General features: G+C 41.2%; 17 protein-coding genes. 15 read left to right on the top strand and 2 right to left on the bottom strand.

Going from position 1 to position 22711, the window contains the following annotated elements:
• The first annotated feature begins 127 nt into the window (after positions 1–127).
• The 3 genes from recA to AC1Q59_RS06850 all read left to right on the top strand — a co-directional run bounded on the left by recA (position 128) and on the right by AC1Q59_RS06850 (position 3990).
• Positions 128–1174, top strand: coding sequence for a recombinase RecA (gene recA, locus AC1Q59_RS06860; protein ID WP_492365052.1), 1047 nt, complete (start codon positions 128–130; stop codon positions 1172–1174).
• 307 nt (positions 1175–1481) lie between these two features.
• The gene (gene rny, locus AC1Q59_RS06855; RefSeq protein ID WP_492365361.1) at positions 1482–3047 is read left to right on the top strand and encodes a ribonuclease Y; all 1566 of its coding nucleotides are present in this window, start codon (positions 1482–1484) and stop codon (positions 3045–3047) included.
• 145 nt (positions 3048–3192) lie between these two features.
• Positions 3193–3990 (top strand): TIGR00282 family metallophosphoesterase, encoded by a 798-nt coding sequence (locus AC1Q59_RS06850; RefSeq protein WP_492365051.1) that lies wholly within the window; start codon positions 3193–3195, stop codon positions 3988–3990.
• A 255-nt stretch (positions 3991–4245) separates the two neighbouring features.
• Here AC1Q59_RS06850 and spoVS read toward each other — a convergent pair whose 3' ends face one another.
• Positions 4246–4506, bottom strand: coding sequence for a stage V sporulation protein SpoVS (spoVS, locus tag AC1Q59_RS06845; RefSeq protein WP_009791522.1), 261 nt, complete (start codon positions 4504–4506; stop codon positions 4246–4248).
• 505 nt (positions 4507–5011) lie between these two features.
• On the opposite strand from spoVS, the gene AC1Q59_RS06840 reads away from it, so the two are divergent.
• The 9 genes from AC1Q59_RS06840 (at position 5012) to AC1Q59_RS06800 (ending at position 18710) form a co-directional block, all read left to right on the top strand.
• Positions 5012–6745, top strand: coding sequence for a 2-oxoacid:acceptor oxidoreductase subunit alpha (locus AC1Q59_RS06840; protein ID WP_492365050.1), 1734 nt, complete (start codon positions 5012–5014; stop codon positions 6743–6745).
• Entirely contained in the window at positions 6746–7612 is an 867-nt protein-coding gene (locus AC1Q59_RS06835; protein WP_492365049.1) for a 2-oxoacid:ferredoxin oxidoreductase subunit beta, read from the top strand. It begins immediately after the preceding gene.
• A 305-nt stretch (positions 7613–7917) separates the two neighbouring features.
• Positions 7918–9462, top strand: a complete 1545-nt coding sequence (gene miaB / locus AC1Q59_RS06830; protein WP_492365048.1) for a tRNA (N6-isopentenyl adenosine(37)-C2)-methylthiotransferase MiaB — start codon at positions 7918–7920, stop codon at positions 9460–9462.
• A 1-nt stretch (position 9463) separates the two neighbouring features.
• On the top strand, positions 9464–9895 hold the full coding sequence (locus tag AC1Q59_RS06825) for a YlbF/YmcA family competence regulator (protein WP_492365047.1): 432 nt from the start codon (positions 9464–9466) through the stop codon (positions 9893–9895).
• Between the two features lie 357 nt (positions 9896–10252).
• Positions 10253–10798: an outer spore coat protein CotE gene (locus AC1Q59_RS06820; RefSeq protein ID WP_492365046.1), complete on the top strand. Its 546-nt coding sequence runs from the start codon at positions 10253–10255 to the stop codon at positions 10796–10798.
• Positions 10799–12559: 1761 nt separating this feature from the next.
• Positions 12560–13177 carry a PH domain-containing protein gene (locus AC1Q59_RS06815; protein ID WP_492365045.1) on the top strand — a complete coding sequence of 206 codons (618 nt, stop codon included), beginning with the start codon at positions 12560–12562 and terminating at the stop codon, positions 13175–13177.
• 174 nt (positions 13178–13351) lie between these two features.
• The gene (gene mutS / locus AC1Q59_RS06810) at positions 13352–15955 is read left to right on the top strand and encodes a DNA mismatch repair protein MutS (protein WP_492365044.1); all 2604 of its coding nucleotides are present in this window, start codon (positions 13352–13354) and stop codon (positions 15953–15955) included.
• A 21-nt stretch (positions 15956–15976) separates the two neighbouring features.
• Positions 15977–17860 carry a DNA mismatch repair endonuclease MutL gene (mutL, locus tag AC1Q59_RS06805; RefSeq protein ID WP_492365043.1) on the top strand — a complete coding sequence of 628 codons (1884 nt, stop codon included), beginning with the start codon at positions 15977–15979 and terminating at the stop codon, positions 17858–17860.
• 394 nt (positions 17861–18254) lie between these two features.
• A complete protein-coding gene (locus AC1Q59_RS06800) occupies positions 18255–18710 on the top strand; it encodes a GNAT family N-acetyltransferase (RefSeq protein WP_492365042.1) in 456 nt (151 codons plus the stop codon).
• Between the two features lie 90 nt (positions 18711–18800).
• Here AC1Q59_RS06800 and mreBH read toward each other — a convergent pair whose 3' ends face one another.
• Positions 18801–19808 carry a rod-share determining protein MreBH gene (mreBH, locus tag AC1Q59_RS06795; RefSeq protein ID WP_492365041.1) on the bottom strand — a complete coding sequence of 336 codons (1008 nt, stop codon included), beginning with the start codon at positions 19806–19808 and terminating at the stop codon, positions 18801–18803.
• 337 nt (positions 19809–20145) lie between these two features.
• On the opposite strand from mreBH, the gene miaA reads away from it, so the two are divergent.
• From miaA to spoVK, 3 genes are all read left to right on the top strand, one after another.
• On the top strand, positions 20146–21105 hold the full coding sequence (miaA, locus tag AC1Q59_RS06790) for a tRNA (adenosine(37)-N6)-dimethylallyltransferase MiaA (protein ID WP_492365040.1): 960 nt from the start codon (positions 20146–20148) through the stop codon (positions 21103–21105).
• A gap of 25 nt (positions 21106–21130) precedes the next feature.
• Entirely contained in the window at positions 21131–21361 is a 231-nt protein-coding gene (hfq, locus tag AC1Q59_RS06785; RefSeq protein WP_492365039.1) for an RNA chaperone Hfq, read from the top strand.
• 216 nt (positions 21362–21577) lie between these two features.
• On the top strand, positions 21578–22522 hold the full coding sequence (gene spoVK, locus AC1Q59_RS06780) for a stage V sporulation protein K (RefSeq protein WP_492365038.1): 945 nt from the start codon (positions 21578–21580) through the stop codon (positions 22520–22522).
• Positions 22523–22711 lie beyond the last annotated feature (189 nt).

Below are 22711 nucleotides of genomic sequence, written 5' to 3'. Positions count from 1 at the left end.
ATGAAAATAGACGAATGAATGTTCGATTTTTTCCTCGACAAATGGATGAAAAACATATATATTAAATATAAAGGGTTTGAGAGAAACAAAAACTAGTATGGATTTGAATTAATAGGAGGAAGAATGAATGAGCGATCGTCAGGCCGCACTTGAGATGGCGTTGAAACAAATAGAAAAGCAATTCGGAAAAGGCTCCATTATGAAGCTTGGGGAGCAGACAGACCGAAGAATTTCCACCGTTCCCAGCGGTTCGCTGGCATTAGATATAGCATTAGGTGTAGGCGGCTATCCAAGAGGCCGTATTATTGAAATATATGGACCAGAAAGCTCCGGTAAAACAACCGTAGCATTGCACGCCATCGCAGAAGTGCAGGCAAGAGGCGGACAAGCGGCGTTTATCGATGCAGAACATGCACTAGACCCTGTCTATGCACAGAATCTTGGTGTTAATATAGATGAACTTCTTTTATCCCAGCCGGATACAGGCGAACAGGCGCTTGAAATCGCTGAAGCATTGGTGCGAAGCGGCGCCGTTGATATTCTTGTTATTGACTCAGTGGCAGCTCTTGTGCCAAAAGCTGAGATTGAAGGGGAAATGGGAGACGCACATGTTGGTCTTCAGGCACGTTTGATGTCTCAAGCACTTCGTAAACTATCAGGGGCTATAAATAAATCTAAAACAATTGCTGTTTTCATAAACCAAATCCGCGAAAAGGTTGGCGTTATGTTCGGTAATCCAGAAACAACTCCAGGAGGACGCGCACTGAAATTTTATTCAACAGTCCGCTTGGAAGTGCGCCGTGCTGAAACATTAAAGCAAGGCAATGAGATGGTCGGAAATAAAACAAAAATCAAAGTAGTTAAGAACAAAGTTGCTCCGCCATTCCGAGTGGCTGAAGTAGATATCATGTATGGAGAGGGAATTTCCATTGAAGGCGAGATCATTGATATCGGCGCAGAACTCGATATCGTTCAAAAGAGCGGTTCATGGTATGCCTATAATGACGAGCGTCTCGGTCAAGGCCGTGAAAATGCTAAGCAATTCATAAAAGAAAATCCGGAAATTAAAAACGAGATCTACATGCAAATTCGCGAACATTATGGTCTAGAGGGCGAAAAAACAGTCAGCGCAGATGCTGATATTGAGCAAGAGGAATTGGATTTAATCGACTAATAACCCACTGCAAAGCTGCCGTATGTGCAGCTTTGTTTTGTTATAAAGAATGTTAAGTTTTCAGCTTTGAAAGTTGTCTAGCTCTTGATGCCATGGGCTTTTTAATATATGTCAATAATGTGAACAAGCAGATTGGACAAAACCTTGACAATGAAAATCCACACCTTTACAATTAAAGTGTATATTTTACATTTTTTGATGAATAAAAACGTTTGAAAGCCTTAGTGCTGTATATTGAGATGACAATGTACATGCCGACACTTTAGAAACGTAACACAAAAAGTTCATAGCAAGAGGAGGTGAAATGATGGAACTTCTACCTGCAATCATCATCTCCAGTTTGCTTGGCCTATTCGTCGGTGCAGTTGTTAGCTATTTTGTTTGTAAGTCCATTGCTCAGGCAAAAATCGCAGGGGCAAAAGATGCTGCAGAGCAGATTTTAGAAGACGCAAAGCGTGGGGCAGATGCTCTAAAGAAGGAAGCACTGCTTGAAGCGAAGGATGAAATTCACAAGCTTCGTACCGAAGCGGAACGTGAAATTCGTGACCGAAGAAATGAACTTCAAAAACAAGAAAATCGTTTACTGCAAAAAGAGGAAAATCTTGATCGCAAAGATGAAACGTTAGATAAACGTGAAAACATTTTAGAGAAGAGGGACGATTCTCTTAACAAAAGACAACAGCATATTGAAGAGATGGAAAGCAAAGTGGACGAGATTGTGCGAACCCAAGAGCTTGAGCTGGAACGCATATCAGGCTTAACTCGTGAAGAGGCAAAATCCATCATTTTAGAGCGAGTCGAACAAGAAGTAGCTCATGATGTCGCAATAATGATCAAAGAAAGCGAATCGAAAGCGAAAGAGGAAGCAGACAAGAAAGCAAAAGAAGTCTTGTCATTGGCTATCCAGCGCTGCGCGGCCGATCACGTTGCCGAAACAACGGTTTCTGTTGTTAACCTTCCTAACGATGAAATGAAGGGACGGATTATCGGACGTGAAGGAAGAAATATTCGTACGCTTGAAACGCTTACTGGTATTGATCTCATTATAGATGACACGCCAGAAGCGGTAATACTATCAGGATTTGATCCGATCCGCCGGGAGACAGCCCGCTTGGCATTAGACAAACTTGTACAAGACGGACGTATACATCCTGCAAGGATTGAAGAAATGGTCGACAAAGCCCGCCGTGAAGTTGATGAGCATATTCGTGAAATCGGTGAACAGACGACGTTTGAAGTTGGTGTTCATGGACTTCATCCAGATCTAATCAAAATTCTCGGCCGGCTTAAATTCCGTACAAGCTATGGCCAAAATGTGCTCAAACATTCGATCGAAGTGGCACAGTTATCTGGTATCTTGGCTGCAGAGCTGGGACAGGATGAGACGCTTGCCCGCCGTGCAGGTTTGCTGCATGATATTGGTAAGGCGATTGACCATGAAGTCGAAGGAAGCCATGTAGAAATAGGCGTGGAGCTCGCGACAAAATATAAAGAGCATCCAGTGGTTATCAACAGTATTGCCTCTCACCATGGAGACACTGAACCAACATCAATTATTGCCGTTCTTGTTGCAGCAGCTGATGCATTGTCAGCAGCAAGACCTGGTGCAAGAAGAGAAACGCTCGAAAACTACATCCGCCGTCTGGAAAAACTCGAAGAAATTTCTGAATCTTATGATGGCGTAGAAAAGTCCTTTGCCATTCAAGCTGGACGTGAAATAAGAATTATCGTAAAGCCGGAACAAGTTGATGATTTAGAAGCTCATCGTCTGGCTAGAGATATACGCAAGCAGATTGAGGAAGAGCTTGATTATCCAGGACATATTAAAGTAACGGTCATCCGTGAAACACGGGCCGTTGAATATGCAAAATAAAGCGGTGCAGCTATGCATCGCTTTATTTTTTATTAAGAGCAAAGCAAAGACTTTATCCTACTCGGAGAGTGGATAAAGGAATAAGATCCTTATGCTTTTGCTACACTTAAAGAAGAAATACCGTTTAGAAAGGACAACTAAATAAATGAAAATATTATTCGTAGGAGACGTTGTCGGCTCGCTGGGCAGAGACATGATTAAGGAATACGTTCCCAAGCTGAAAGAAAAGTACCATCCGCAAATCACCATCATTAACGGGGAAAATGCTGCTGGAGGCAAGGGGATCACGGAAAAGATTTACCGTGGTTTTTTAGAGGTCGGTGCACAAGCTGTAACCCTTGGAAATCATACATGGGATAATAAAGAGATATTTGACTTTATTGATGATGCCCAATATTTAATCCGGCCGGCTAACTTTCCTGAAGGGAATCCTGGCAAGGGGCTTACGTATGTTAAATTCAACAGCGAGCTGCTAGCGGTAATAAATCTGCAAGGCAGAACCTTTATGCCTGATATCGATTGTCCATTTCGAAAGGCCGATGAATTAATTAGTGAAGCAAGAAAGAAAACCCCCCTTATCTTTGTCGATTTTCACGGGGAAGCTACAAGTGAAAAGCAAGCGATTGGCTGGTATTTAGACGGCAAGGTGACCGCTGTTGTTGGCACCCATACGCATGTGCAAACAGCGGATAACCGCATTTTGCCTGGCGGTACCGCGTATATTTCTGACGTCGGCATGACGGGCCCATATGACGGCATTCTTGGGGTTGAAAAAGAAGCGGTCCTAAAAAGGTTCCTAACCAGCCTCCCAGTCCGGTTCGAAGTCCCAAAAGAAGGCAGAACCCAGCTGAGCGCTGTCTTAATCGAAGTCGATAACAAAACAGGCAAAGCAAGCAAAATAGACCGGATTTTAATAAATGACGATCACCCGTTTTTTTCATAAACTTTCTGTAAGCTGATTCGGACAGTTTAATTAAAAAAATGGGGAGATGTCCTTCATACTCTTAATGAAGGATATCTTCCATGGAAAAAAGTGTGAGAATGGCCTTCATCGCCTTGATGAAGGCCATTTCCCTTAGGAAAAAGTGTGAGAAAGGTCTTCATAGCTCTGATGAAGTCCATTCCCCTTAAAAAATGGCAAACATTGATCAAAACCCATAAAAAAAACCTGCTGCAAATGCAGACAGGTAAGAGATCCTTATCTAGGCTCGACAATTAACTTAATGGCGGTACGTTCTTCCCCATCAATTTTTATATCTGTGAATGCGGGAATACAAATCAAATCCACTCCGCTAGGTGCCACAAATCCTCTTGCGATCGCTACAGCCTTTACCGCCTGGTTTAATGCACCCGCACCAATCGCTTGGATTTCCGCGCCGCCTCTTTCGCGCAGAACGCCTGCAAGCGCACCTGCTACAGAATTAGGATTAGATTTTGCTGAAACTTTTAATATTTCCATTCCTAGCTCCTCCTTGTTTTCCCCCTCCCGTATGTTCAATCCAAGCGTAAATCTATTAAGCTGCCAGAAAGATTCTTGCATCTGTATATAACAGATGCCCTGGGTGACTGTATGTGTTGTGCGCCGCGAGAATGAACATATCAGGTAATAAAGTCATTCCATTGTTACTATATTCATTATTTATAATACATATTCCGTGCTCGACTAAATTTCGGAATATTTTGTCACCGAAAAAACGTTCGTTCAAGGAGATTTTTTTATATTAAACAATATTTACACATTATTTTTGGTAAAAACGCAATATTCTCAAATTTTAGTGATAATTAGGGCTGAAAGGGTTGCTTTTTTCTCTACTTAGGTCTAGAATTGTAAGCGTTTAGTACTGATTTCAAGTCGTTCATGCCAAAACCTTTAACACGTTAATGGACTGCTTCGAAAGAGTGCTATGCGATAATAAATCTAACGTTCTCATATATTCTTTTATGTATCCAAAGGGGTGTCAGACATGATCAATCAACTTTCATGGAAAGTTGGAGGGCAGCAAGGGGAAGGTATTGAAAGTACCGGAGAAATTTTTTCCATTGCTTTAAATCGGTTAGGCTACTACTTGTATGGATACCGCCATTTTTCATCACGTATCAAGGGCGGACATACAAATAACAAAATCCGTGTAAGCACTACACAAGTTCGTACTATTTCTGACGATCTTGATATTTTAGTAGCATTTGATCAAGAAACGATTGATCTTAACTATAAGGAACTCCATGACAAGGGAGTTATCATTGCGGATGCAAAATTCAATCCTAATAAGCCAGCAGATACGAATGCATCGATGGTTGCTGTGCCATTTACTGAAATTGCCACAGAATTAGGAACATCCCTTATGAAAAACATGGTTGCCATTGGTGCAACATGTGCAGTGTTAAATCTTGAAGTCGGCGTATTTGAAGACGTAGTTCAAGAGATATTTGGACGTAAAGGCCAGCAGGTAGTTGAAAAAAATATGGAAGCTATCAAAGCAGGCTATGACTATATGAATGAAAACCTAGGGCAAATAGAGCAAAGGGAACTTGAAAAAGCAGATGGCAAAAAACGCATGTTCATGATTGGAAACGATGCCATTGCTCTTGGAGCACTTGCAGGCGGATGCCGTTTTATGGCTGCTTATCCAATTACACCAGCATCTGATATTATGGAATATCTAATTAAGAAACTTCCTGCTCTTGGCGGTTCTGTTATTCAGACAGAAGATGAAATAGCTGCTTGTACAATGGCCATTGGTGCTGGCTATGGAGGCGTTCGTGCTCTAACAGCTTCATCAGGACCAGGACTTTCATTGAAAATGGAAGCAATCGGACTATCAGGGATTACTGAAACTCCGTTAGTTATTGTTGATACACAGCGCGGCGGTCCATCAACAGGTCTTCCAACAAAGCAGGAGCATTCTGACCTAATGGCCATGATCTATGGAACACACGGTGAAATTCCAAAGATTGTTTTGGCTCCAAGTACAGTACAGGAAGCATTCTATGATACAGCTGAAGCATTTAACCTTGCAGAAGAATACCAGGTTCCTGTTATTGTCCTTTCAGATCTACAGCTGTCACTAGGAAAGCAAACGGTTGAGCCGCTTGATTATGATCAGGTAGAAATTCGCCGAGGCAAGCTTGTGTCTGAAGAATTGCCAGAATTAGAGAATAAAGAATACTTTAAGCGCTATGAAGTAACAGAAGATGGTATTTCTCCAAGACCTATTCCAGGTATGAAAAATGGTATTCACCACGTGACTGGTGTTGAGCATGATGAGACAGGTAAACCGTCAGAATCTGCTGCAAACCGAGTAGCTCAAATGGACAAGCGTTTCCGTAAGCTTGAGAATATCAAATTTAACACACCTGTTTACAAAAATGCTCCTCATGAGGAAGCGGATCTGCTAATTGTTGGGTTTAACTCAACACGCGGTGCAATTGAAGAAGCAGTGGGCCGCCTTGAAAAGGATGGAATTAAAGTTAATCATGCACATGTGCGTTTAGTTTATCCTTTCCCAACTGACGAATTATTGCCGCTTGTAAAATCTGCGAAGCAAGTAGCTGTTGTGGAAAATAACGCTACTGGACAGTTGGCCAATCTGATTAAGATGAACGTTGGTCATGCTGAAAAGATTCATAAAGTATTAAAATATGATGGAAATCCATTCTTGCCGCATGAAGTTCATACAAGATGCAAGGAGTTGGTCTAAATGTCTACATTTAAAGACTTTCGAAATAGTGTAAAACCAAACTGGTGCCCAGGATGCGGAGATTTCTCTGTTCAGGCTGCCATTCAGCGTGCGGCTGCGAATGTTGGACTTGAACCTGAAAACCTTGCAGTTATTTCTGGTATTGGCTGTTCTGGCCGTATTTCAGGTTACATCAATTCATACGGATTACACGGAATTCATGGACGGTCACTGCCAATTGCTCAAGGTGTAAAAATGGCAAACCGTGATTTAACCGTTATTGCTTCCGGCGGTGACGGCGACGGATATGCTATTGGTATGAGCCATACGATCCATGCGATTCGCCGTAATGTTAATATTACTTATATTGTCATGGATAATCAGATCTATGGTTTAACAAAGGGTCAGACCTCACCAAGATCTGCAACCGGTTTTAAGACAAAGTCAACACCTGAAGGCTCCATTGAACAGGCAATCGCTCCAATGGAAATGGCATTAACTGCAGGTGCAACGTTTGTTGCCCAGAGTTTTTCAACCGACCTGAAGGATCTGACAGCTTTAATTGAAGCAGGAATTCAGCATGATGGCTTCTCTTTAATTAACGTATTTAGTCCATGTGTAACTTACAATAAAGTCAACACATATGACTGGTTTAAGGAGAACTTGACCAAATTAGCTGATGTTGAAGGGTACGACCCATCAAATAAAGAATTAGCGATGCAAACATTAATGAAAAACAATGGTTTAGTAACAGGGCTAATTTACCAGGATACTAGCCGCAAATCTTACCAGGATCTTTTAACCGGCTATTCTGAAGCACCTTTAACAGAGGCTGATCTTCAGTTAGATCAAGCTCATTTTGATAAACTAGCAGCTGAGTTTATGTAATACCAGTATAAAGAAGCCTAGGACTTGTCCTATGCTTCTTTTTTTATGGGAAAAATAAAGTCATAAAGTGATAGTTGTCACGTACAAATTTGTCCTAATCGTTTACTATAATTAATTGTGAAAATGTTTACATACTGCATTTCTTGGTCATGTTGTCAGTAACGGATGCTCCCGTCTATTAGACAATTTCTGTTGTTTTCATACTATAAAGGCCTTATACTATAATAATGTGCAGTTACATGCATATTCCTTTAAAATCAAATATAATGCCTATTTTACCCAAGTAATAGAGAAAGGGGATTTATATGAACGAAAAACAAAGAGTAGAAGGACAACAAGTGCAGACTGCTAATCCTTCGGACAAAAAATCCGAAAAGGACTACAGCAAATACTTCGAAGCGGTTTATACACCGCCATCCTTAAAGGATGCCAAAAAACGCGGAAAAGAAGAAGTAAAATATCATAACGATTTTAATATCTCTGAAGAATTCCGCGGAATGGGCAATGGCCGTAAGTTCTATATCCGTACGTATGGCTGTCAAATGAACGAACATGATACAGAAGTCATGGCGGGTATTTTCCTTGCTTTAGGCTATGAGCCTACAGAAACGGTTGAAGATGCTAATGTTATCCTATTAAATACCTGTGCAATTCGTGAAAATGCGGAAAACAAGGTGTTTGGTGAACTTGGCCATTTAAAGCATTTAAAAAGAGAAAAGCCGGATCTTCTGCTTGGTGTTTGCGGATGTATGTCCCAGGAAGAATCAGTTGTTAATAAAATCTTAAAAACGTATAACCAAGTTGACATCATTTTTGGTACTCACAATATTCACCGCCTGCCAAATATCTTGGCTGAGGCCTATATGTCAAAGGAAATGGTTGTTGAAGTATGGTCTAAAGAAGGCGACGTGATCGAAAACCTTCCAAAAGTGCGTCAAGGAAATATCAAGGCATGGGTTAACATTATGTACGGCTGTGATAAGTTCTGTACGTATTGCATTGTTCCATTTACACGCGGTAAAGAAAGAAGCCGCCGCCCAGAGGATATTATTCAAGAGGTTAGACAGCTTGCGGCCCAAGGCTATAAAGAAATTACCCTTCTTGGCCAAAACGTTAATGCGTACGGAAAAGACTTTACTGATATGAAATATGGTCTTGGCGATTTAATGGATGAAATCCGTAAGATTGACATCCCTCGTATTCGTTTTACCACGAGCCATCCGCGTGATTTCGATGACCACTTAATTGAAGTTTTGGCGAAACGCGGCAATCTTGTTGAACATATTCATCTGCCAGTTCAATCTGGTTCGAATGATGTGCTTAAGATTATGGCCCGTAAATATACAAGAGAGTCATATTTGGAGCTAGTACGAAAAATTAAAGCGGCTATTCCAAATGCTACCTTTACTACTGATATTATCGTAGGCTATCCAAATGAAACGGAAGAGCAATTCGAGGAGACACTTTCCCTTTATCGTGAAGTTGGCTATGAATCAGCTTATACGTTCATTTATTCACCTCGTGAAGGAACTCCAGCAGCAAAAATGCAGGATAATGTTCCATTGGAGGTTAAGAAAGAACGCCTTCAGCGCTTAAATGCAGTTGTGAATGAATTGTCAGCTGAAGCGATGAAGAAATATCAGGATCAGATTGTTGAAGTTCTTGTTGAGGGTGAAAGTAAAAATAACCCTGATGTTTTAGCAGGATACACAAGAAAAAATAAGCTTGTTAACTTTATTGGTCCAAAATCTGCCATTGGCAAGCTTGTAAAGGTTAAAATTACAGATGTAAGAACTTGGTCATTAAACGGAGAAATGGTTGAAGAATTAGACGCGGTTGAGGTGGAATAAGATGGCTAAATACACAAAAGATGATATTGTTGCCCGTGCAAAGGAATTGGCAAGAATGATTGCGGATACAGAAGAAGTAGAATTTTTCAAACGTGCGGAAGCACAAATTAATGAGAATGAAAAAGTTCGTTTTACAATCTCATCTATAAAGGGATTGCAAAAACAAGCAGTTAATTTGCAGCATTTTGGAAAAAAAGAAGCATTGAAGAAGACCGAAGATAAATTAGAGGCATTACAAGATGAGTTAGATCAAATCCCTGTTGTGCAGGAATTCAAGCAGTCTCAAATAGAAGTAAACGAGCTGCTTCAATTGGTTGCTGCTGCCATTTCAAATACAGTAACAGATGAAATTATTATTTCAACTGGCGGGGACCTTTTAGCAGGAGAAACAGGATCAGCTATTAAAAACAGCGACTGTTCACATCATCATTAAGAATAGCGCCACATTTGTGGCAAGAGAAAGACCCCTGGTGCTGCCAGGGGTTTTTCTTTTTAGCATAAGGAGGTTTAGCCAGAGTGTTGGTTGTGGAGGCTAATTTGTATTTCTAATGTATTATATTGTTAAAGTGGCCAAGCTGTCTCCGCTATTGATTTAGGACAAACACATATTTTTTCATAAAATGATCTCTCAGGATTTCTCATGACTTTACCCAAACGGGCACATTCCTTAAGCTAAAGCATACTATGAATTATGCCTATACTTTTACCCAACATTCATCAATAAATATCGCACACTAGTCTAATATCTCGCATAGGATGAATTGAAAATGAATGAGGAGGTTCGCTCGCAATGGGAGACTACAGAGAGATTATTACCAAAGCGGTCGTAGCGAAAGGACGTAAATTCACGCAGTCCAATCATACGATTTGCCCTAAACACAATCCATCAAGCATTCTTGGCTGCTGGATTATAAACCATAAGTACGAGGCGAAAAAGGTCGGAAAAACAGTCGAAGTTTGCGGCACTTATGACATTAATGTTTGGTATTCTTATGACAATAACACAAAAACAGAAGTGGTTACCGAACGTGTAGAATATAAAGATGTCATTAAATTAAAATACCGTGATCCAGAGGTTATGGATGACCAAGAAGTAATCGCCCGCGTTCTTCAGCAGCCTAACTGCAGTGAATGCGTCATTTCCCCTAACGGAAATAAAATCATTGTCCACGTCGAAAGAGAATTCCTTGTTGAAGTGATCGGTGAAACAACAGTATGCGTAGCTGTTCACCCTGGGAAGTGCGACTGTGACGATGAGGATTGGGGATTTGAAGTAGAAGACGAAGAATTTGAAGACCTTAACCCAGACTTCTTAGTAGGGGATGAAGAAGAATAAACAACAACTAGGAGGTTTTTACTTCCTAGTTTTTCTTTTGTTTGCAGGGAGATAGTGTTTAGACAGTAATGAGTGGCTTGATGACTGAATGGTCTTAAGATGATGCGACATCGGACAGCTTAGGCTGAACTTGTACTTGCAGAGTCTAAAAACTGGTCAGCTTCGGACAAAATGATGCAAAGGAGTGCGGGCAGAGTCTAAAGCCGAGCGAACTTCGGACAATATGATGTAAGTATATGCTCGCTGAGTCTAAAGGAGGTTCAGCTTCGGACAAAATGATGCGAAGGAGTGCGAGCAGAGTCTAAAGGAGGTTCAGCTTCGGACAAAATGATGCAAAGGAGTGCGGGCAGAGTCTAAAGCCGAGTGAGCTTCGGACATATGATGTAAGTATATGCTCGCTGAGTCTAAAGGAGGTTTAACTTTGGACAAGATGATGCGAAGGAGTGCAAGCTGAGTCTAAAGGAGGTTCAGCTTCGGACAAAATGATGCGAAGGAGTGCGGGCAGAGTCTGAAGCCGAGCGAACTTCGGACAATATGATGTAAGTATATGCTCGCTGAGTCTAAAGGTGGTTCAACTTTGGACAGTTTGGTGTAAAGGATTGTGCGCAGAGTTTAAAGCCGAGTGAGCTTCGGACAATATGATATAAGTATATGTTCGCAGAGTCTAAAGGAGGTTCAGCTTCGGACAAAATGATGCAAAGGAGTGCGGGAAGAGTCTAAAGCCGAGGGAACTTCGGACAATACGAAGTAAGTATACGCTCACAGAGTCTAAAGGAGGTTCAGCTTCGGACAAAATGATGCAAAGGAGTGCGGGCAGAGTCTAAAGCCGAGCGAACTTCGGACAATATGATGTAAGTATATGCTCGCTGAGTCTAAAGGTGGTTCAACTTTGGACAAGATGATGCGAAGGAGTGCAAGCAGAGTCTAAAGGAGGTTCAGCTTCGGACAAAATGATGCAAAGGAGTGCGGGAAGAGTCTGAAGCCGAGCGAACTTCGGACAATATGATGTAAGTATATGCTCGCTGAGTCTAAAGGAGGTTCAACTTTGGACAAGATGATGCGAAGGAGTGCGAGCAGAGTCTAAAGGAGGTTCAGCTTCGGACAAAATGATGCAAAGGAGTGCGGGCAGAGTCTAAAGCCGAGCGAGCTTCGGACAATATGATGTAAGTATATGCTCGCTGAGTCTAAAGGAGGTTCAACTTTGGACAGTTTGGTGTAAAGGATTGTGCGCAGAGTCTAAAGCCGAGCGAACTTCGGACAATACGAAGTAAGTATACGCTCACAGAGTCTAAAGGAGGTTCAGCTTCGGACAAAATGATGCAAAGGAGTGCGGGAAGAGTCTAAAGCCGAGTGAGCTGAGGACAATACGATGTAAGTGTACGCTCACAGAGTCTAAAGGTGGTTCAACTTTGGACTGCATGCACGAATGCAGCGGATGCGAAGTCCGAACCTGCCCCCACTTCAGACTAACAGACACGCAGTCCCGCTAAGAATGTCCAAAACCGGTCACACTTCAGACAGCCAGATCCATTTTTCCGCCCAAGCTGTCTAAACCAGTCACAGTACAGCATTACCACAGTGTCACCACAGCATCACCACAACATAACCCACATCATCTGGCCACCCATGAGATACAAGTTACCAAGCCACCCATGACTTTTTTCCTCTTTTTCAAAAAGATCCTCTTTCTTGGGAGTTCCTTCCTAATTTCATGCTAAAATTAAAAACTGTAAATATATGAAAAAAAGGGTGATGAGAAGAATGTTTAAAAAGGTAGCTTCCGATGTTTTGGGCCTAAGTGATGTGGGCAGCGTCATTAAGCCGGTCGATTATGATAAAGTGGATGCAGATGATTATGTTCTTCATGAAGATAATGAAAAAATTTATTTTCTAATTAAATCAAAATCGGACGAATATTGCTTTACCAACCGTTCTTTAATTCATTTGGATGGAACAAGCGCAATCAGCAAAAAACGCACGTTAAAGCGCTATAACTACAAAGAACATTCCATTTCTAATGTCTCACTAGAAACAGCAGGTACTGTGGATCTTGATGTTGAAATTAAGTTTGTCCTAGGCTCGCAGCATTTCTCGATTGATGTTCATAAAAAGCATATTGAGGAATTAAAGGATTTGTATAAGGCACTCATTAGAATTTCTGAGATTTGTCATGAAAACGAAGTATCCATGGAATACGCCGAAAGAAGCCTCACACTTACATCAAACACTTTTAGCCGTTCAGCTGTTCCTCAAGATAATAATTTTGTAGATAACTTCCGCGTATTGAATGAAACAGCCTTTAACTGGCTGATGAATAGCAGAAAAAAATACAACGTAAAAGACTTTGGATTTGTTTTTGAAAAATATATAAATAATTAATGCAGTAAGGCGGCATCTCTTTAGCAGATGCTGCCTTTTTTTGAAAAAGCTCCTAGCGCCTTCCACATTTCTATAATTAATCAGATTATTGCCTCCAAGCGATTATGTTATAATGAGACTACAAGTTTTTCAGTGTCGAATGCTGAAAAAAAGAACAGAAATTTGGAGGAAATTATGGCAGCGTATACGCCTATGATACAGCAATATCTTAGTGTAAAGGCAGACTACCAAGATGCCTTTTTATTTTTTCGCCTCGGTGATTTTTACGAGATGTTTTTTGATGATGCGATCAAAGCATCACAGGAGCTTGAAATTACTTTAACAAGCAGAGAAGGCGGGACCGCAGATCGCATTCCGATGTGCGGGGTTCCCTATCATTCTGCCGCCCAATATATCGAACAGCTCATTGAACGCGGCTATAAAGTAGCTATTTGCGAGCAGACGGAGGACCCAAAACAGGCAAAGGGGGTAGTTAGGAGAGAGGTTGTACAGTTAATTACACCCGGGACCATGATGGAAGGCAAAGGATTGCACGAGAAGGAAAATAACTATATCGCCTCCATCAGCTATTTTGAGGATCAAACCTTTGGCTTTGCCTACAATGATTTATCTACAGGAGAAACAAAGGTAACGCTGCTCGGTTCTAAATTCGATGAGGTTTTAAATGAACTTTCCATGTCTGGAGCAAAAGAGGTCGTTGTTTCATCCGATTTTGCTGATGATTGGAAGCAGCAGATGCGAGAGCGTTCGGTCATGGCGATTTCAATTGAAGATGACACCAAGCAAAAAGACAGCTACCATCATCTGTTAGAAGATCTTATGCAAGACAAGCTTAAACAAACAGTCGCGAGATTATTGAATTACCTCTATCAGACACAAAAAAGAAGCTTAGACCATTTGCAGAAGCCAGCCATCTATCAGCCTGAGCAATTTATGAAAATAGATTACTTTTCTAAGAGAAACCTTGAATTAACAGAAACGATCCGCTCTAAAGGGAAAAAAGGTTCGCTCATTTGGCTGTTAGATGAAACAAAAACAGCGATGGGCGGCCGGCTGTTAAAGCAGTGGGTTGACAGGCCCCTTGTTAACGTAACAGAAATCACCCGCAGGCAAAGGCTGGTTGAAGCGTTCATTGATTCGTTTTTTGAACGGCAGGAGCTGAGGGAAAAACTGAAAGAAGTCTATGACCTTGAACGCCTTTCTGGAAGGGTAGCCTTCGGAAATGTGAATGCCCGGGATTTAATACAGCTCAAATCATCACTGCTTCAGGTACCGTTTTTAAAAGAAATTCTCAGAAAGCTTCCAAGTGAGGAAGCTCTAAGGCATGCAGAACAGCTGGATTCCTGTGAAGAGGTTGTTGATTTAATTGAACGGGCCATTGAAGACAATCCGCCGCTCTCGATAAAAGACGGCAATATTATAAAAGACGGCTACAATAGTGAACTCGATCAATATCGCGATGCCATGAGGAACGGAAAAAGCTGGATTGCCCAGCTTGAAAAGCAGGAACGGGAAAAAACAGGCATCAAATCCCTGAAAATTGGCTATAACCGTGTATTTGGCTATTATATTGAAGTGACCAGAGCTAACCTTCATTTATTGCAGGAAGGCCAGTATGAAAGAAAGCAAACCTTAACAAATGCTGAGCGGTTTATCACGCCAGAATTAAAGGAAAAAGAAGCCCTTATTCTGCAGGCGGAAGAAAAAAGCGTTGAGCTTGAATATCAATTATTTGCCGAAGTGAGAGAATATATAAAAGAATTTATTCCGCGGCTTCAGGCATTAGCTAAATCTGTCAGTGAGCTTGATGTTCTTCAATGTTTTGCAACAATCAGTGAAGAGCGCCATTATGTAAAGCCTGATTTTTCAAGCGAAAACCGGATCGTCATCAAAGAAGGACGTCATCCAGTTGTGGAAAAAGTAATGACAGCCGACCGCTATATTCCAAATGATTGCTATATGGATGGAGACAGGGAAATTCTCTTGATAACAGGACCTAATATGTCAGGTAAAAGTACATTCATGCGTCAGGTTGCGCTAACGGCCATTTTGGCGCAAATTGGCTGCTATGTGCCTGCATCGGAAGCAGTCCTTCCCGTCTTTGATCAAGTCTTCACCCGGATTGGTGCGGCGGATGATCTAATTTCTGGCCAGAGTACGTTTATGGTAGAAATGCTTGAAGCAAAAAATGCCATTGTTAACGCGACACAAAACAGCCTGATTTTATTTGATGAAATTGGCCGCGGAACATCAACTTATGACGGAATGGCGCTGGCACAGGCAATGATTGAGTACATTCATAACAGAATTGGTGCCAAAACATTATTTTCAACTCACTATCACGAATTAACCATTTTAGAAGAACAGCTGGAAAAAGTGAAAAATGTCCATGTCAGCGCGATCGAGCAAAACGGCAAGGTCGTCTTTCTCCATAAAATTAAAGAAGGAGCAGCCGATAAAAGCTATGGGATTCATGTAGCTAAATTAGCTGAACTGCCGGAAGAACTGATCGATCGAGCGAATGAAATTCTGACGGGTCTAGAACAAAACGACCCGATGGCAAGGCCGAATCCTGAAAGGCTGGAAAACCCGGCACCTGCCGATCATGATGAACAGCTTAGCTTTTTTACTGAACAAGAGCCAGAAGCGGCAAGCAAAGATTTTAATAAAAAGGAAAAACAAATTTTAGACAAGGTCAAATCCCTTGATATTTTAGATATGACGCCAATGCAGGCTTTAAATACACTTTATGAGCTTCATAAAAAATTAAAAAGCTAATCTTCAAGGAGGTGCTTAGCATTGAAAAACATTATCCAGCTAACTGATGCACTTTCCAATAAAATAGCTGCAGGGGAGGTTGTTGAAAGGCCAGCCTCTGTTGTAAAGGAATTAGTTGAAAACGCGATTGACGCAGGCAGCACAATTATCGAAATCGAAACAGAAGAAGCGGGTCTGGCCAAAATTCGCGTCACGGATAACGGACAAGGCATTGAAGAAGAGGATGTCTTAACCGCCTTTTTGCGCCATGCCACAAGTAAGATCAAGGATGAAAATGATCTTTTCCGCATCCGCACGCTAGGATTTCGCGGAGAAGCCCTTCCAAGTATCGCTTCGGTTTCGCGAATTGAAATGAAAACATCAACAGGGGAGATTGGCACCCGTGTTGAGCTTGAAGGCGGAGAGGCTGTAAAGGTTGAAAAGGTTCCTGCCAGAAGGGGAACAGATTTGACAGTAACCGATTTATTTTTCAATACGCCGGCACGCCTGAAATATATGAAAACGATTCATACTGAGCTCGGCAATATTACGGATGTCGTCAATCGTCTTGCCCTATCGCATCCGGAAGTATCGTTTCGTCTGATTCATAATGAACGCAAGCTGCTGCATACAAACGGTAATGGTGATGTCCGCCAAGTCTTGGCGGCGATCTACGGACTTAACATTGTGAAAAAGATGATCCCGATTCAAGCAGGCTCACTTGATTTTGAAATAAGCGGGTATGTGGCATTGCCTGAAATCACAAGGGCGTCAAGAAACTATATTTCAACCATGATTAATGGAAGGTTCATTAAAAACTATCCTCTTGCCAAAGCAATCCTGGAAGGCTACCATACCTTACTGCCTATTGGAAGATATCCGATAGTCCTATTGAATGTGAAAATGGACCCGATTCTGGTGGACGTCAATGTTCATCCTTCAAAAATGGAAGTGCGGTTCAGCAAGGAACAGGAGCTTAATGAACTGGTTACAAATACGATAAAGGCTGCCTTTAAAGCACAGGAATTAATTCCGGCGGGTTATACCCAGCCAAAAGCGGTAAAGCCTAAAGAGGAACAAATTTCACTGACATTGGATCATGTTGTGCAGCCTGCTAATCTGACTGCCCCTGTCAGGGAAAACTTTTCAAGCCCGGGTTTTATAAAAGAAAGCCAGCACATGATTCCTGAGCAGGATCCTGAAGAAACCGTTGAAGTCATCGATGACCCTGTCCGCACATTTAATGAGGTGGAACCCCAGTCTTTTCCGCCGGAGGAATGGATGGCCGGGTCTTTAGAGGAGAATGTTGCCCAAACGCATGTAACAGAGGCTGTGCAGCCTGCACGGGTTCCGCCGTTATATCCGATTGGGCAAATGCATGGAACCTATATTTTTGCTCAAAACGAGAAAGGTTTATATATTATTGACCAGCATGCGGCCCAGGAAAGAATTAAGTATGAATACTTTAAAGAAAAGGTCGGTCAAGTAGAAAGTGAGCTGCAGGAAATGCTCATGCCGATGACCTTTGATTATTCCACAGATGAATGCATAAAAATCAATGAGTATAAAGAGGAACTTGAAAAGGTCGGCGTCTTCCTTGAGCCTTTTGGGCACAACAGCTATATTATTCGCTCTCATCCGCAGTGGCTCCCAAAGGGGGAGGAAAAAGAAATCATTGAGGAAATGATTGAACAGCTGCTTTCAATGAAAAAAGTAGATATTAAGAAGCTCAGAGAGGAAGCAGCCATCATGATGAGCTGCAAAGCTTCCATTAAAGCCAATCACCATCTAAGAAACGATGAAATCCAAAGCTTGCTAGATAAGCTAAGACAAACATCTGACCCATTCACCTGCCCCCACGGCCGGCCAATCATCATCCATTACTCTACCTATGAAATGGAAAAGATGTTCAAACGCGTGATGTAATTTATAACCATTAAAGAATCCTTATATATCAAGGATTCCTTAATGGTTTTTTTCTTAGTTGACCACCATTCGACCACATTCATTGCTCAGAGCTAGTTTTTGGTAAGGTCTATGAAAAATTTCAGCTGATGCATCTTTCATATTCCTTCTTGTGCAACGGAGCAGGTTGTTCAAGCAGGAAGGAAAATTATTATATTATTATAAATAAGGAATGTTGCGAAAAAATGGTATAATTTAAAAGTCTAAAAACTAATTGAATAATTATTAGGCAATAGTTGTTAGAGGAGGCGTTCATTATGACAAACAATAGTTTTTTTATTTTTAATGACAACAAGGGGATTACGGCTAATTAAGAATTGTTTAGCGTTTCCCCGAATATTGAAAGGGGAAAATTATGAAAACAGAAAATGTGAAAATCGTAGAGTTAAATGCTGACAACTGGTATGACTGTTGTCTATTAGAAGTATCAAAAGACCAAAAAGAATATATTGAGCCCAATGCTATATCAATAGCTCAATCAAAGTTTGAGCCTACATTAAAACCATATGCAATCTATGCTGATGAGAAAGTAGTCGGCTTTTTGATGTTCAATTCTGTTCCAGAAGAACTTAATGGTTATTGGGTATATAGAATAATGGTGGATAAGGAATTCCAAGGACAGGGAATAGGAAAAGCCGCAACTAAGTTAATGATTTCAGAAATGGTTAAATTACCTAATGCGAAAAAAATTGTTGTAGGGTATCATCCCGAAAATTTGGGAGCACATAATCTATACTCGAGTTTGGGATTTATTGATAATGGTGATAGGTTCGGTAAGGAAATGGCAGTTATAAAAAATATAACCGAATGATAGGTCAAAAGAATATCTCAATAAGGTAAAATAAAGAGCCAAATAAAAAACAGGCCTCCTCCATTGAATTTGGAGATGGCCTGTTTTTATTTATTTTACAGCTGATTGCAGCTTATGAATATATTTCAATGCTTTTCCGGTTCCCACAGCCACGGATTCCAGCGGGCTTGGCGCCAGATGAACAGGAACAGAAATCTCTTTGGAAATCCAGTCCTGCATTCCGTTTAGCAAGGCGCCGCCTCCAGATAAAATAACCCCTCTGTCCACGATGTCTCCGCTTAGTTCAGCAGGGCTTTCCTCTAATGTCGCGCGGATCGCTTCCAGGATATCAAGCAAAGATTCTTTTAGGCAATCGCGAACTTTATAGGATGATAACGTGATTGTTTTTGGAAGACCTGTCACAAGGTCTCGGCCGCGGACATCCATGCTCATTTCCTCATGATCGATAAGCGCATAGCCAATTTCAATCTTTATCTGCTCGGCAGTTCTTTCCCCAATTAGCACATTAAAATCTTTGCGGACATACTGAATAATGTCCTCATCAAGCTTATCGCCGCCCACGCGGATAGAATGGCAGGTTACCACACCGCCATAGGAAATAATGGCAACCTCTGTTGAGCCGCCGCCGATGTCAACGACAACATTGGCCACTGGTTCATCAACAGGCAGGCCGGCACCAATTGCTGCTGCCACTGGTTCTTCAATTAAGTGGACATGCTTAGCGCCTGCATTTCGGACGGCATCAAGAATCGCCCTTCTCTCTACACTTGTGGAGCCTGAAGGCGTGCAGATGACGACATTTGGCTTTCGGATTGAAAAGCCGGCATTTTTAGTTGCTTTCACCATAACAGTTTTAAGCATATCGGTTGTCGTCTGATAATCAGCAATGACACCATCCTTTAACGGACGAATGGCGACAATCCGCCCGGGTGTTTTTCCAATCATTTCTTTCGCTTCTTTTCCAACGGCAAGCACTTTATTGGTTACCGTATCAATCGCAACAACGGACGGTTCATTAAATGTGATTCCTTTATTTTTACAATATACAAGAATGTTAGCTGTACCAAGATCAATTCCAATTTCAGATGCTGTAATCATTTTTTTTCCCACCTAATCTATTACACTTAATCTAACATAAATATTCTTCTAATAAATTAACACGAATGCGGGGGTCGCTTTTAATTTGTTATCGAAACGTTACTAAAATGTAAAGAAAGATGAAAAATTCTCCAGTATATTTAATATTAAAAATTCGATGTGATGGCTGATTGAAGCTGAATAGGAACACAGTATTCTGTTAATAATGGTTAAATGTGATTAGACAGGGGATCTGTAAGACTAAAAGCCGCTTAAAAACACTTATGAACTATGGTACGATAGAGGGGAAATAAGGGCAAAGGGCTTTTATAGTCTGTAAAAAGGCAGTGTGAACAACTTGAAAGAAAAGCTAATCGTAATCATCGGACCTACAGCGGTAGGAAAAACAAAATTAAGCATCGAATTAGCCAAGAGATATAATGGGGAAATTATTAGCGGTGATTCAATGCAAATATATAAGGGGATGGATATTGGAACAGCTAAAATTAAAGAACATGAAATGGAAGGAATTCCGCACCACTTAATTGATATCAAATCTCCCGATGAATCCTTTTCTGCTGCGGAGTTTCAAAGTCTTGTACGTGATGAAATCACAAAGATCACCAGCCGCGGGAAAATCCCGATTATCGCAGGAGGCACGGGGCTTTATATTCAATCGGTTATTTATGATTATCAATTTTCCGATGCTCCTTCAGACGAGGATTTCCGAGAAAGGCTCGAAAAACAGGCAGCAGAAGAAGGGATAGATGGCCTATATGCCCAGTTAGAAGAGATTGATCCAAAAAGTGCGGAGAAAATCCATCCAAATAATATACGCCGAGTCATCCGTGCATTAGAAGTTTTCCATTGCACGGGGAAGACAATGAGCGATTTTCAGGAAACACAAATCCCTGAATCCATGTATAATTTAGCGCTTATTGGGCTAACAATGGAAAGGGAAAAATTATATGACCGAATCAATCAGCGGGTAGACCTAATGATGGAAGAAGGACTGCTTTCTGAAGTTGAACGGTTATATCATTCAGGTTTGCGCGATTGTCAATCCATCCAGGCAATTGGATACAAAGAGCTTTATGATTTTTTTGACGCCCGCGTATCCCTTGAAGACGCCATCTGCCAGCTAAAGCAAAATTCCAGACGCTACGCTAAAAGGCAGCTCACCTGGTTTCGCAATAAAATGGATGTCAAGTGGTTTGATATGTCAGAAGTCTTACATTCACAGGATTTCCAAAAAAAACTTGCTGAAATTTCCACATATATTGAAGGAAAGCTCAAAATAAAATCGAATACATATTAGTAGAGATAAAAGAGGAGGAAATAGGATGAAAACGACAATCAATATTCAAGACCAATTTTTAAATCAGCTACGGAAAGATAATACAAATGTCACGGTATTTTTATTAAATGGTTTTCAAATCAGAGGCCAGATCAAAGGCTTTGATAATTTTACCGTTCTTTTTGAATCAGAGGGAAAGCAGCAGCTTGTTTATAAGCACGCAATCTCTACGTTTGCTCCTCAGCGTAATGTGCAGCTGGACATGGATAACCAATAATTTCATTTCTTTATATATACTTGACCAGCCCGCTTCAATTGAAGCGGGCTATTTTCGTCTATAAACAAGATGGACAATTGCAAAAATCCTTAATGAAGTCCATTTAGGCTGAATACATATAAATAAGGCTGAAGATAAATTTACAGTAAAAAATGGGCTTTTGTCACAAACTTAACATCCCAGCGTATACTGTTTTAGAACGTGAGGTGAAAGCTTTTGGACCAGCCAATTCGTTTGAAAAATAATGGACAGATCAGCATTGTTCTAAATTCACAAAAACGTAAAAGCATTACAAAAGAATTGCCGGAAACTAAGGCAATGCCAAAAGAAATTCCGCCAGAGCACGAAGCGTTAAAAGAGATTGAAGAAGAATTGTGTGCACTCGTCGGGATGGAAGAAATGAAAAAGATGATAAAGGAAATTTATGCTTGGATCTATGTGAATAAAAAACGTGAGGAAGCAGGCCTTAAGGCAGGAAAACAGGCTCTTCACATGATGTTCAAAGGAAATCCGGGAACGGGAAAGACGACGGTCGCACGTCTGATTGGCAAGCTGTTTCAAAAGATGAACGTACTGTCAAAGGGACATTTAATTGAAGCGGAACGGGCAGATTTAGTCGGAGAATATATTGGGCACACGGCTCAAAAGACACGGGACTTAATCAAAAAGGCGCTCGGCGGTATTCTTTTTATTGACGAAGCCTACTCACTTGGCCGCGGCGGAGAAAAGGATTTTGGCAAAGAAGCGATCGATACACTTGTTAAGCATATGGAGGATAAACAGCACGAATTTATTTTAATTTTGGCAGGCTATTCTAGGGAAATGGATTACTTTCTTACCTTAAATCCTGGCCTGCACTCAAGATTTCCGCTTGTGATTGACTTTCCGGATTACTCGATTGACCAGCTGATGCAAATTGGAGATAGAATGCTGAAGGAGCGGGAGTACACGTTGAGCCAAGATGCAGAAAGGAAAATCCGCGAACATCTAATATGGGTCAAACAGCTGAATCCTGTAAGCTTCTCCAATGGCCGCTACATTCGCAATTTAATTGAAAAGTGCATCCGCGCTCAAGCGATGAGGCTGCTTATGCAAAACACCTATGACCGCCAAGAACTCATCACAATCAGAAGTATTGATATCGTCATTGAAGATGACTAAGGAAGCAGCGGCAAAATCTCTGCTTCCTTTTCTGTTAGATAGGCATGTCTTCACTCTGCTTCAAGAAATGTCCAGCAGTTAATCGATAGGGGGCCTTGTGCTTTTCATGTTTGGAGTTCGCTCGTCTATTTTGATATCATAGATTAAAATACAATAGTGAAAGAAGGATGCTGTTTGGAACAAAAAGAA

The sequence above is a fragment of the Cytobacillus sp. MT66 genome (assembly GCF_058792595.1).
Note: the sequence above shows the minus strand (reverse complement) of the source record. Positions and strands in the feature narration are given on the sequence as shown.